Annotated in this window: 15 protein-coding genes; 14 read left to right on the top strand and 1 reads right to left on the bottom strand. The window is 47.9% G+C overall.

The window, feature by feature from the left end; genetic code table 11:
- The first annotated feature begins 1 nt into the window (after position 1).
- Genes EYB58_RS09305 through EYB58_RS09295 form a run of 3 tightly spaced genes read left to right on the top strand, consistent with a single transcriptional unit; the run spans position 2 to position 2,839 of the window.
- Positions 2-1,231 (top strand): tetratricopeptide repeat protein, encoded by a 1,230-nt coding sequence (locus EYB58_RS09305; protein ID WP_111956928.1) that lies wholly within the window; start codon positions 2-4, stop codon positions 1,229-1,231.
- A 59-nt stretch (positions 1,232-1,290) separates the two neighbouring features.
- Positions 1,291-1,863, top strand: a complete 573-nt coding sequence (locus EYB58_RS09300) for a D-sedoheptulose-7-phosphate isomerase (RefSeq protein ID WP_111956926.1) — start codon at positions 1,291-1,293, stop codon at positions 1,861-1,863.
- Positions 1,853-2,839, top strand: coding sequence for a GSU2086 family protein (locus tag EYB58_RS09295; protein ID WP_111956924.1), 987 nt, complete (start codon positions 1,853-1,855; stop codon positions 2,837-2,839). The genes EYB58_RS09300 and EYB58_RS09295 overlap by 11 nt, the downstream gene beginning before the upstream one ends.
- A gap of 22 nt (positions 2,840-2,861) precedes the next feature.
- Here the strand turns inward: EYB58_RS09295 and EYB58_RS09290 are convergent, their stop codons facing one another.
- Positions 2,862-3,308: a DMT family transporter gene (locus EYB58_RS09290; protein WP_111956997.1), complete on the bottom strand. Its 447-nt coding sequence runs from the start codon at positions 3,306-3,308 to the stop codon at positions 2,862-2,864.
- Positions 3,309-3,507: 199 nt separating this feature from the next.
- Here EYB58_RS09290 and EYB58_RS09285 point away from each other — a divergent pair, with 199 nt between their 5' ends.
- The 11 genes from EYB58_RS09285 (at position 3,508) to EYB58_RS09240 (ending at position 12,840) form a co-directional block, all read left to right on the top strand.
- Complete coding sequence (locus tag EYB58_RS09285) at positions 3,508-4,683, top strand: M20 family metallopeptidase (protein ID WP_111956922.1); 1,176 nt, start codon at positions 3,508-3,510, stop codon at positions 4,681-4,683.
- A gap of 148 nt (positions 4,684-4,831) precedes the next feature.
- Positions 4,832-5,095, top strand: coding sequence for an FmdB family zinc ribbon protein (locus EYB58_RS09280; protein WP_111956921.1), 264 nt, complete (start codon positions 4,832-4,834; stop codon positions 5,093-5,095).
- Between the two features lie 2 nt (positions 5,096-5,097).
- Positions 5,098-6,024: a hydroxymethylbilane synthase gene (hemC, locus tag EYB58_RS09275; protein ID WP_111956919.1), complete on the top strand. Its 927-nt coding sequence runs from the start codon at positions 5,098-5,100 to the stop codon at positions 6,022-6,024.
- A complete protein-coding gene (gene cobA / locus EYB58_RS09270; RefSeq protein ID WP_111956917.1) occupies positions 6,021-7,571 on the top strand; it encodes a uroporphyrinogen-III C-methyltransferase in 1,551 nt (516 codons plus the stop codon). Before hemC ends, cobA begins: the two co-directional genes overlap by 4 nt.
- 10 nt (positions 7,572-7,581) lie before the next feature.
- The gene (moaA, locus tag EYB58_RS09265; protein ID WP_111956915.1) at positions 7,582-8,565 is read left to right on the top strand and encodes a GTP 3',8-cyclase MoaA; all 984 of its coding nucleotides are present in this window, start codon (positions 7,582-7,584) and stop codon (positions 8,563-8,565) included.
- Positions 8,566-8,680: 115 nt separating this feature from the next.
- Positions 8,681-8,998, top strand: coding sequence for a hypothetical protein (locus tag EYB58_RS09260; RefSeq protein WP_111956913.1), 318 nt, complete (start codon positions 8,681-8,683; stop codon positions 8,996-8,998).
- A gap of 234 nt (positions 8,999-9,232) precedes the next feature.
- Positions 9,233-9,688 (top strand): RNA polymerase sigma factor, encoded by a 456-nt coding sequence (locus tag EYB58_RS09255; protein ID WP_242637603.1) that lies wholly within the window; start codon positions 9,233-9,235, stop codon positions 9,686-9,688.
- Positions 9,689-9,694: 6 nt separating this feature from the next.
- Entirely contained in the window at positions 9,695-9,883 is a 189-nt protein-coding gene (locus tag EYB58_RS23890; RefSeq protein ID WP_341273389.1) for a sigma factor-like helix-turn-helix DNA-binding protein, read from the top strand.
- A 168-nt stretch (positions 9,884-10,051) separates the two neighbouring features.
- Entirely contained in the window at positions 10,052-10,525 is a 474-nt protein-coding gene (locus tag EYB58_RS09250; protein WP_111956911.1) for a hypothetical protein, read from the top strand.
- Positions 10,526-10,546: 21 nt separating this feature from the next.
- Entirely contained in the window at positions 10,547-10,915 is a 369-nt protein-coding gene (locus tag EYB58_RS09245) for a hypothetical protein (protein ID WP_111956909.1), read from the top strand.
- Positions 10,916-11,226: 311 nt separating this feature from the next.
- Entirely contained in the window at positions 11,227-12,840 is a 1,614-nt protein-coding gene (locus EYB58_RS09240) for a response regulator (protein WP_111956907.1), read from the top strand.
- The last annotated feature ends 65 nt before the right edge of the window (positions 12,841-12,905 follow it).

Raw genomic sequence — 12,905 nt, 5'->3', positions numbered from 1 at the left:
CATGATGCTGAAATTCATTGCAAAAGATATCCAGTTTTTAAAAACAACCGGGCATACCCCGGCGCTTACCCCCCCGGATATTTACTATTCGGACCTGCTCACGCAGCCGTCCAAGGAATTCGAAATTTTTGCCCGGCGTATCGCCGATACCTGCGCAGCCCAAAAAACATTTACCACGGCGGCCATACAGATTGACCCGGCAACGCCGGAAGATGCCATTGATAAAGCAAATGATATTTTCCACGCCTGCTTTCATTCAGTGCTGGATGAAAATAGAGGCATCTGGGAATGCCTGGACCCGTTCACTGCCATCTTCGTATTTTGGGATTACCAAACTGCAGCCCAGGGTAAAAAACTGCTTGACCTGCTCAATGAAAAAATTGCCCAGGCCCTGAATACCGAACTGATCATGGGATCAATTGCCTTCCCCGTTCATAATTTCCCGGTTGAAGAGATGGCGGGATGCGCGCTCAAAGCCCTGGATCATGCAGCTTTTTTCGGCCCCGGACATGCGATTGAATTTGACGGTGTGTCCCTGAATATCTGTGGAGACAGGCTATTCCAGCTCAACGATATTGACGCGGCCATCACTGAATACGAAAAAGGGCTCTCCATTGCCCCGGCCAATATCAACCTGCTCAACAGTTTGGGGGTGGCCTTCGGGGTGGACGGTTTCCTAGACAAGGCTATGGAATTCTTTGAAAAGGCCCGTCACATAAATCCCGAAGAGGTGATGGTCATCCACAACATCGCCCTAATCCACCGGTTCAACGATAAAAATGATTCCGCCATCGCCTACCTTAAAAAAGCCCATGGCATCAATCCTGATATATTTGAAATTGAACTGCTTCTGGGTCATCTTCTGTTCAAGGAACAAAAATTTGACCCAGCTATAAGCCACTTGGATGCAGCTATCCGGGTCAAACCCGAATCCGGCACAGCGTTTAGAATCAAAGGCCAGATCCTTCTGGAAAGGGCAGAGGCCGCAAGTGCAGCAGCCCAGTTCAACCAAGCCGTAAAACTCAATCCCAATGATCCCGAGGCGTTATCCGGCTATGCCCGGGCCATGGCGTTACAGAAAAAAAACCTATCCATTGCGTTAAGCTTTGCAAAAAAAAGCCTGGACCTGAACCCTGAAAATGAACAATACAGACAAAATCTTGAAGAAATTCAAAATATCCACGACCGGATTGAAGAAACAGATCAGAACAGTTCCATCAAATCAGCCTGATACCCTTCAATACCTGTGCTAATTTTTAAGGGAAAGGTACTTAAAACAAAAGGAAACAAATGAAAGAGCTGATCCGGCAGACTGTTCAGGATGCCATTAAAACCAAGCAAAAATTTTTTGCAACCCATGAGGATCTCATTGAAAGATGCGCCCGACAAATAGCAGACACCCTTGACGCCGGCGGGAAACTGCTGCTTTTCGGCAATGGCGGGTCTGCGGCAGACTGCCAGCACATTGCGGCAGAATTTGTCAACCGATTTCAGATGGAACGTAAACCATTACCCGCCATTGCTCTGACCTGCGACACCTCAATTATCACCAGTATCGGCAACGACTACTCCTTTGAGCAAATTTTTTCAAAACAGGTCCAGGCCCTAGGACACAAAAATGATATGGCCATTGGGATCTCAACTTCGGGCAACTCTGCTAATGTGATCCGGGCTGCAGCCGTGGCAAAGGATCAGGGGTTGACCGTGGTGGGATTTTCCGGGGCCGGAGGAAAGCTGAAAGAGATCAGTGATATGGCCTTTTGTGTGGACAGTCCTGTAACAGCCCGCATCCAGGAGGTTCATATCACTATAGGTCATATTCTTTGCGATCTTGCCGAAAGGATGCTGTTCCATGACCAATAAAAATGGGGCCGGGCAGCCCCCCCTAGATTGCTCAAAACCGGACCACCCAAAACTGGACTACTCAAAACTTTGTACCTATTCCATTAAGGATAGAAAAAGCCTGGTATCCCGGAATGATTTTGCCGAACCCTGGACAAAGGGCGCAGGCCTTGGGACTTTTTTTGACCGGTTGCCCGCCATTCTTGCGGGCAAAGATATCCGGCATGTGGTTGACGCCATTGCAGGTGCCGCCCAGAAAAATCGCCACGTCTGCTTCGGCATGGGCGGGCATGTGGTCAAAACCGGCATGGCACCCATCCTGATTGATCTCATGGAAAAAGGCGTGATCACCCATCTGGCCATGAACGGATCCTGCATCATTCATGATTTTGAGGTGGCATTCACGGGCCGCACCAGTGAAGATGTCGCCGAAAGTCTGGCTTCGGGCAGCTTCGGCATGGCCAAAGAGACCTCGGAACTGCTCAACCAGGCCATTTCCAGGGCCCATGAGCAGAAAATAGGATTGGGCCGTGCCGTGGGGCAGCTGATCGAAGATCTAAACCTGCCCTTTAAGTATTCAAGCCTGACCGCTGCGGGTGCACGCCTGGATTTGCCCGTAACTGTCCACGTGGCCATTGGTACGGACATCATCCATATGCACCCGGGCTTTGACGGCGCGGCCTGTGGTGAGGCAACCCTTCATGATTTCAAGACCCTTGCATCAACCCTGGCAGACCTTGAACATGGCGTATTCATCAATGCAGGCTCAGCTGTCATTCTTCCTGAAGTATTTTTAAAAGCCCTGACCCTGGTCAGAAACCTGGGCCATAAGGTGAATGATTTCACCACGGTAAATCTGGATTTTATCCGGCATTACCGCCCCATGACCAATGTGGTCAACCGCCCCACCCAGGGCCGGGGCAAAGGGTATGCTATTGTCGGGCATCATGAAATACTGATTCCCCTGATCGCTGCAGGCGTAATTGAAGCCTTGTAAGACTTAGAACCATCTTATTAACTTAGAACCATCTTATTAACATGGTCCCACCAACTATCAATGCAACCCCGGCAAGACGGGGCCAGTTAACCGGCTGGATCGGCATGCCGAACAGACCGAAATGATCCATAATCACAGCCATGGTCAGTTGCCCCGCCACCACTAGGCCAAAGGTCAGAGCGGTTCCCAGCCTTGGCGCAAGCACGATGGTCGCAGTCACATAAAAGGCGCCTAAAAGCCCGGCCAGCCAAAGACTCCAATGGACACCGGAAACGGTGCGGATTGCGGCAAAATCCATTCTACCGATCAAAGCATAGGATAAAAGACCTGCCGTACCCACGGCAAATGATATAAGTGCCGCATAAAAGGGATCGTGCAATGCTTTTCCGATCTTTGCATTCATTCCGGCCTGCACTGGCGCCAGCATACCCGCAGCAAAGGCAAAAACCAGCAGCAATATGAATTTCATTAAAATAAATTCCTTATCAATAAAATCGCAGTATAGCGTTTTGTTTTTCGGGATACCACCGTATTTTAAATACCCTTGGCTTTTCCAGCTTGACATTTTAACCAAATCCTGAAAAATTCTATCCATTAAGACAAAAATTTTGTTACTGATAAAATGACACTTTAAATGTGAATCACCATCTCATCAGAAGCACTTTTCAATGACCACCCCCAAAAAACTGATCCGATCCATATTAAAAGCCCACGAACAGGATTTGCTCTCCGTAGTGCGCAAAATTCATGAAACACCGGAACTTTCCGAAAAAGAGACCTGGGCATGTGCCTGGCAGGCAGACCTGCTGAACACCTGGGGGTTTTCTGTGGAAACAGGCTATAAAGGTCTTGCCACGGCTTTTAATGCAACAGCAGGCCAAAACGGACCCCATATCTGCTTTATGTCTGAATACGATGCCCTGCCCGGCATAGGGCACGGGTGCGGTCATAACCTGATTGCCGGCGTGGCATTGGGGGGCGGCGTGGTGCTGAAAAATCTTTTGGCCCATCACCATTTATCCGGCAGGGTTACGGTGATGGGCACCCCTGCCGAAGAACAGCGGGGCGCCAAAATTGATTTGATCAAGGCCGGGGCGCTAAAAAATGTGGACCTGGTACTCATGGCTCACCCGTCGGATGATGCCACCGCACCTTATGCCGGAGAGTCCGGTATCAGACAGTTCATGGTATCGTATACGGGAAAAACGGCACATGCAGCGGATTGTCCGGAAAAAGGAGTCAACGCCCTGGACGCCGTGCGACTTCTGTTCAACGGTGTGGATGCCTGGCGCCAACAGCTCACTGAGACCAGTCGGGTCCATGGCGTGATCCGTGACGGAGGGCAGGCCCCCAACATTATCCCGGATTTTTCCCGGGCCGAATTCTATTTACGCGATTTTGATCTTAAATTTCTTGATCAGATGCAAATCCGGTTTGAGAATATTGCCAAAGGCGCTGCACTTATGACCGATACAATGCTGACGTTTTCGGAAATACCCAACCCTTATAAACCCGGCATTCCCAATGATCCGATCAACCAGCTCTTTTTCTCGCTTGCCCGGGATGCCGGGATGCAGCCCAAATGGGCGAGGCCGTCCCGGGGGTCCTCGGATTTTGGAGATGTCACCTATGAAGTACCGGCCATGCACGCCTATTTTAATATTACCCAAAACAATCCCGGTATTATTATTCACTCCAGGGAATTTGCCCAGGCTGCAGCAACGGACTTTGCATTTTCACAGATGAAAAAAACCGCCCGGATTCTTGCCCAAATTGCCTGGCAATTTCTGACTGAACAGGATTTTAGACAAAAAATTCAGAAGGCTTTTCCCTTTTCCCGATAAACAGCAGCCCCCGCCCTGACCGTTACAGACCTTCATAAACGGTTCGGCAGTAATGCAAATTATTGCATCATGACCTTGAAAAACAAGCCTCATAGCCTTATATTAGTGTGTTATTTTTAATTGTAAACCAATAAAAAGGGGCGGAAGAATGCCGATTTATGAATATACCTGCAACGCCTGCGGTAAAAATTTTGAAACCCTGGTAATGGGCAGTGATACACCGACATGCCCGGCATGCAGCAGCGAAGACCTGGCACGAATGATGTCAAAATGCGGATTTGTATCCAAATCCACAGGCCCCGGTGGCCAGACCCAGACAACCACATCAGCGGGCAGCTCCTCCTGTTCCGGCTGCACGTCAACAAATTGCAGCTCCTGCAGCAGTAACAGTAGCAGCCTAACGATCGGGTGAACATGAAATCAAATATATGCATCGGCACCCGGGGTAGCACATTAGCCCTGTGGCAGGCCAACCATGTAAAACAAAGCATTGAAAAAGCATTTCCCGCTATCCGTGTTGATATAAAAATTATCAAAACCACAGGAGACCGGATAACGGACCGGCCCCTTGCCATGGTGGGGGGTAAAGGTCTTTTTGTTAAAGAAATTGAAACGGCGCTTATAGAAGGCAGTATTGACCTTGCCGTTCACTCCATGAAGGATATGCCGGGCGAACTGCCCGAGGGCCTGGTGATCGGGGCCATACCGGAACGGGCCAATCCCTTTGATGTGCTCATATCTGCCCAGGGAACGCTTTTCAAAAATTATCCACAAGGTGCCGTCATCGGCACGTCCAGCCTTCGCCGGGGCTCCCAGCTTAAACATATGCGCCCGGATCTTGAAATCAAATCTATACGGGGCAATCTGAATACCCGGCTTAAAAAGCTTAAATCCGGCGAATATGCGGCAATTGTTTTAGCGGCTGCCGGGCTTGAACGTTTGGGACAGGGCAGTGAGATCACCGAATACCTGACTGAAACAGACATGGTGCCTGCTGTTGGCCAGGGTGCGCTTTGCATTGAAACCAGGGAAAATGATCCGGACATGGCAGATGTTTTATCCACCCTGGACCATGATCCCACACGCATCTGTGTAACCGGAGAACGGGCATTTCTCAAAGAAATTGAAGGTAGCTGCCATATTCCTGTGGCCTGTTTCGGCAAAATCCGGGACAGCAGGATTTTGCTTACTGCGGTGGTGGCATCGGAAGACGGCGAGTCCTTCATTAAAGAAACCATTGAATCAACACCTGAACAGGTGGTCGAAAAAGGCCGGGAACTGGCAAAGCTTGTTCTTGATAAAGGCGGACAACGCATATTGGAGGCACTTAATATCCCATGACACAATCCAGGGGCAAGGTTTATCTGATTGGTGCAGGCCCGGGAGACCCAGGGCTCATCACCGTAAAGGCAAAAGAGTGCATACAGGCTGCGGATGTGGTGGTTTACGATTACCTGGCATCCCCCTTTCTGCTTAATTATGCGGGCAAAGACGCTGAAATTATCTACGTTGGGAAAAAAGGCGGAGACCACACCCTGACCCAGGATAAAATCAACCTGCTGCTGGTGGACAAAGCCAGGGAAGGCAAAAACGTGGCCCGTCTCAAGGGCGGCGATCCCTTTGTTTTCGGCCGCGGCGGGGAAGAGGCCCAGGAGCTGTTGTCCTATGGCATCCGCTATGAGGTGATTCCCGGTGTCACGTCTGCCGTGGCTGCCCCGGCCTATGCCGGGATCCCGGTGACCCACAGGGACCATACCTCCTTTGTCTCCTTTATTACCGGTCACGAACGCCCCGATAAAAAAGAGTCCCGGATGCAATGGGACATATTTGCAAAGTCCGACGCCACCCTTGTCTTTCTAATGGGGGTCAAAAATCTTTCCAATATCGTAACCAAACTAATGGAACACGGCAAACCGTCGGACACACCTGTGGCCCTGGTGCGCTGGGGCACCACCACCCGGCAGCAGACGGTAACCGGTACCCTTACCACCATCGTTGATGCGGTTAAAAAAGCAGAGCTGAAATCCCCGGCCATTATTGTTGTGGGGCATGTGGTCTCCTTACGGGATGAACTGGCCTGGTTTGACCAAACGCCCCTGTTCGGGAAAAAAATTGTGATTACCCGGGCCCGGGCCCAGGCATCCGGCCTTGTGGCCGAGCTTAACCGCCTTGGTGCCCAGTGCATAGAGATCCCCACCATTAAAATTGTACCACCTGAGAATAAAAAGGCGTTAGAAGCGGCTATTGATCACCTGGACCTGTATGATTGGCTGGTCCTTACCTCGGTGAACGGCGTAAAATTTTTCTTTGACACCCTTTTTAAAAAAGGAAAAGATGTCCGTGCGCTGGGACATCTTAAATTTGCCTGCATTGGCCCTGTGACCAAAGAACGCCTGGCAGACTATGGCATTATTTCCGATATTCTGCCCGAAACATATCAGGCGGAATCTGTTGTGGATGCATTTTCAAGCCTGGATATGACCGGCAAAAAAATATTGCTACCCCGGGCGAAAAAGGCGCGCAGCATCCTGCCCGAACAACTGACCCTCATGGGCGCCATGGTGGATGAGGTAACCGCGTATGAAACCCGGTTGGCAGATGAGGGAAAAGATCTGCTTGTTGATATGCTCAAGGCAGGGGATATTGATGCAGTGACCTTTACATCGTCTTCCACGGTAACTAATTTTTTGACCCTGCTTGAAGGGCAAAACGCCCCTGCCCTGCTTGAAGGAGTTCTCCTTGCCAGTATCGGCCCCATCACTTCGGATACCATCCGGGCCAAAGGACTTAAACCGGATATTGAAGCGGACGCTTTTACCATTGACGGCCTGATTGAAGCATTGCTCAAACATTACGAAAATGCCTTGTCCGGTGTTTTAAAAAAATAAAGTGTATACCATGATTGCCGGAACCAGAAACATCAATTATTTGAGAATCTCCGTTACGGATCGGTGTAATTTCAGGTGCAGGTATTGTGTACCTGCAGGACCGTTCAAGGTCATTGAGCATGAAAGTATTGCCCGGTATGAAGAGATATTAAGGATTGTGGGCATCGGCTGTGACATGGGGATCACCAAAGTTCGAATCACCGGCGGAGAACCTTTTGTCAGAAAGGGTATTTTCTCCTTTCTCCACCAGTTATGCCGCATTTCCCAATTAAAAGACATCTCCATTACCACCAACGGTTCCCGCCTAAACCGGGATAAGATAAAAGAGTTGATGGATATGGGTATCCAAAGGCTCAATTTCAGCCTGGATACCCTGGTGCCGGGAAAATTTATCCAAATTACCCAGCGGGACCGGTTCCAAAGGGTATGGGACAGTATCATGGCAGCTCACGATTTGGGCATGTCACCCATAAAAATCAACACTGTGGCCTTAAAAGGATTCAATGATGATGAAATCCAGGCCATTGCCGGACTGACCCGGGAATATCCCTTCCATGTTCGGTTCATTGAATACATGCCCATGGGAAATACGGATTTAGGTGCAGGCCGGCAGATCCTGACCCGGGACATTAAAAATCTTATCATTGACGCCCATGGGTCGTTTACGAGCGTCCCTAAAAGGGCAAATGACGGCCCGGCAAAGCTGTATAAACTGGCCGGGGCATCTGGAATTTTAGGGTTCATCACACCGGTCAGTTCTCATTTCTGCAGTGAATGTAACAGGTTGCGCCTGACTTCCCGGGGGACCCTTCGCCCCTGCCTGCTGAGCAACAATGAAACTGATATTCTCACCCCCCTGCGCAACGGTGCCGACGATGAAGCGTTGAAACAAATTATGGTAACAGCCTTGAAGGACAAGCCGTTACACCATAATTTAGAGAAAAGAACTGCCCGGGATATGCCGTTAAATCATATGACCTCCATCGGCGGATAATGCCCGCCCGTGCGTTTATTTTTTTAATTTTTCTATAAGTTTTTTTAATTTTTGGTGTCTATACTGTTAAACAGGCTGACTTTTGGCCTGGAATTAACCAACCAAGAAGGACACCATGAAAAAACACATCGCCCTTGCAGCTGCAGCCGTATTCATAACAAGTTTATTTGCCGGATTTGCCCAGGCAGGGTCCGGCAAGTATGACCGCCGCAGCCATCATCTCCCTATCCATCACCATCACAAAAACAATGTTCTTGAAGGCATAGTTATCGGTGCAGGTGCCCTTATCCTGGGAACAGCCATTGCCCAGAGCCTGAACAGACCCCGTCAACCGGTTCGGGTTCATGCGGTCCCTGTATATCCACGGTCATATCCTCCGGAGAGTTACCATTCTGCAAGACCAGACGGTCACTGGGAAATCGAAAGAAGTTAGGTGGCGTCGATATATGAAACCCGATGGAATCCCTCCCATTATGATGCCCAGGGCAGATGGATCCAGGGCAGACATAAACAAGTTCTTGTTGCAAATGGATACTGGAAAAAAGAAAAGATGTCGATCGGACATACGGTCACATATTAATGGAAATTGATTCCCTGATCCAATAAATACGGTCAGGTATAAACATTGAGCGGTCTACTAAATATGTGATGCCTCTGGTAAAAAGGAATGACGTTGCCCCGGGATTCTAAAGAGTCAAAAAAAGGACCTGCCCCAGGCAGTCCTCCAGAACAAAGAACAGCGCCCCCTGTGGACGAAGAAAATCTTATCCGAAGGCTGAAACAGGGTCAGCAGTGGAGCTGCAATGTTCTGGTGGATTTATACCAGGAGCGCCTGCTGAAACTCGCCAGGGGCATTACCTTGGATAACGAAGAGAGCAGGGAAATTGTTCAGGACGTTTTTTTCACTGCCATCAAAAAAATTGACACGTTCAGGGGGGAATCCGGGCTGTGGGCCTGGTTAAGAAAAATGACGGTCAATGCCTGCCTTAACTGGAAACACAAATGGAAACGGCGTTTCCGATGGCACCACATACCCATTGAAACACAGACCATAATTCCGGCGCAGCGCAGTGAAACACAGAAAGACACACCGGAAACCCTTTTGCAGAAAAAACAAGAATAAAGGGCAGTGGCCGATGCAGTGGTACGGCTGCCGGAAGATGTAAGAACCGCATTTGTTTTGTGTACATTTGAAGGACTCTCTTATCAAACGATTGCGCAAGTAATTGGAATCAAAAAAGGAACCGTCAGTTCACGGGTATTCAGGGCAAGGCAGATAACCAGCTGGTCCGTGGAAAAAACTTTAAAAGACCAATAAAATAGAGCTGAATGGAAACCCGTGTTTGGATGCAAAGTTGCCCAGGTGCAAGGCGCATAAAATTTTTAAACCGGAGCAACCTTATGGTCGTGAGGATTTTGAAATCTTATGCAATGCCGGAAATGGATGACTTTGCGTCCAAACATTAAATAAAAGGAAAAATTTACCATGACCTGCCATGAGTTTTCCAAAGAATTTATCTCAAGATTTATGGATAATGATCTCGAAGCAGAGGATCACAATGCTTTTAGCCGCCATAAAGTCCAATGCCCTGACTGTTGCGCAACAAAAACACATTTCAGACAAGCTGGAATGATATTTGAGAGGCAGGCAGACGCCATGGCCGGACAATTGTTGAAAAATACGCATAGAATCTTTATAAAAACAGAAGCGCCGGGCCATAACTCGGGTATTTATAGGATAATAAAACACAAATCCCGGAGAACACAGGCCGTGCTTGGAATGTTAAGTCTCGCTGTGGTGGCTGTAATCATCTCTCTGGCGGCCCCTTGGCACCAGGGGCAGAGGCAACCGCCAGTACCCGGCCCCTCAGCAGTGGTAAATTCTGTTGATGCCTATGGATCCTCTGTTGTGATCATAGAAACGGTAAAAAACCCACCATACAATTATCTGGTTTTCTGAAACCTGAAAGAAAGGAAAAAGATGATTACAGCTCCCTCATTACACACTTGGTTCAAAGGTGCCATTGCCGGTTTCTTTCTCATGACGGCACGTTATGGACTGGTATTGGCGGGCCTGGTTTATCAGACCCAGGTGAGGGGCGTCAGTGCGGATAACGGACCAGATCGAATAGATCCCGGTATCCAGGACATGATCAAAGAGATCGGCCCTGTTTTCAAGTATACCCGGTTCAGACTGCTCAGTGACAGAACCATGTTATTAACTCAGGGTCAAAAAAAGGTAATGCCCTTACCCGGGGGGCAGGCTCCTGTCCATCACCCCCAGGGGCATGCAGAACACGCGTATTCAATATCACCTGCGGGTGGATACCGCAGAATCGCCGATATTTGAAACGAATGTAGGTCTTAATAATAATACCAGCATTACCATTGGCGGGCCGAGAGTCAAAAACGGCGTGATGCTGATAAACATACAGGGACGCACCCACTAAGCCTGTATCCTCTCTTGCCTTCAGCAACTTTCAAAGGCTTGTCAATTTCAGCAAATGCCAATTAAATGGGAATAAAACACATTATCACGGCCTATCATTCTCTTTTAGGTGCGGAAAGTTTTTCTTTTCCCTTTTTTATGGCTTTTTACCCAAGTTTATATTAGACTTTTTTCATAATGCGATAATTCACTCGAAGGGACTTTTACGGTCATTGATCTCATTACCCAAAATTCGGAATCTTAAACTCAGAAACAAACTGCTGATTTCCTTTGTCATCATTTTTGCGCCGTTAATTCTTATATCCAAAGCACTGATATTCATTCTAAGTCAGAAACTGGATGAAATATCAACCCCCTTAAGCACATTTTACACATTAATCACCATGGATATTTTATTTTTTCTTCCGTTATTTGTGGGCTTGGCCTGTCTGTTATCACGATCCGTCACACAACCGCTGAAAAAATTTACACATATTCTGGACAACAGTAAAAAATCTGACTACAGCATTCGTTTGAACTATAATACCAAAGATGAGGTTGGAAACTTTGCCCGGCATTTCGATGCGTTCATGACCCATATAGAAAAATATCATGATCAACAAAAGGACAAAGATCAAAAAATAATTGAGGCACAGGATGCCCTTAAAGCAGCCGAAAAAGAACGTCGAAAGCTTCTGAACAAATTACAAAAAGCACAGAGAATGGAAGCAATCGGCACCCTCGCAGGAGGGATGGCCCATGATTTCAATAATATTCTGTCCAGTATTTACGGTTATGCCCAACTGGCCCAATTGAGTGTGGATAACCCACAAAAACTGAACCATCACATGAATCAAATCCTTAAAGGAGCCCAGCGTGCAGCTGACCTTGTTAAACAGATCCTGACATTCAGCCGTAAGATGGAGAACGAAAAGAGTGCGTTAAAACTGCACCTTGTGGTGAAAGAAGCCCTTAAGCTTCTCAGGTCTTCCATACCCACCACCATTGAGATAGTAAATCGGGTGGAAGCTACAGACATGGTGAATGCTGATCCCACCCAAATGCATCAAATGATTATAAATCTGTGCACAAACGCCTATAACGCCATGATGACATCCGGTGGAACTTTGACGGTGAGCCTACACACAGTTGATCAAATTCAGCCTGAACATCAGAGCAAAGACTTCTCTCGCCCCGGGCCATTTTTAAAACTGATGGTTGAAAATACCGGCCACGGTATGAATCAGGAAACCATGGGAAAGACATTTGAACCCTATTTTACCCCCCCCAAAAAGGGCCTGGGTACAGGCTTAGGGCTCGCTCTGGTCAGGACCATTATCGAAGACCATAAAGGCCTTTTTTACATTAAAAGTATTGCAGGATACGGGACAACATCATTTTTTGTTTATCTGCCGGTTGTAACGAACAATGATTCATCAGCAAACAGTTTTGCAGGAATTGATGCATCCCTGAAATCAGGTAAAGAGACTATCATGATAGTGGATGACGACCCGGACATTCTGTCTTTGATTGAAGAACTGCTTAACAAGTTCGGTTATTCGGCCCACCCGTTTAATAACGGGGAAAGTGCCCTGAATGCCTACCAGGAGGGCAAAATAAACTTTGATATGGTAATTGCCGATATGACCATGCCCCGTATGACTGGTATTGCTCTGGCTGAAGCCATATTATCTAAAAATAAGAATATGCCTATCATTTTATGCTCCGGCTATAATGAAACCATCACTCGGTCCGAGGTTAAAGCGATCGGTGTTCAGGCCTTTCTTGACAAACCAATGGATACAGATCAGTTGCTTAACACCATGAGAAGATTGTTTGATAAATAAAAAAGCTTTGACAGAAAGACTCACTGTCAAAGCTTTTTAAAATTTAACGAAAATCAAAAAGGGCA

The organism is Desulfobacter hydrogenophilus, assembly GCF_004319545.1.
GTDB classification, from domain to species: Bacteria; Desulfobacterota; Desulfobacteria; order Desulfobacterales; family Desulfobacteraceae; genus Desulfobacter; species Desulfobacter hydrogenophilus.
Note: the sequence above shows the minus strand (reverse complement) of the source record. Positions and strands in the feature narration are given on the sequence as shown.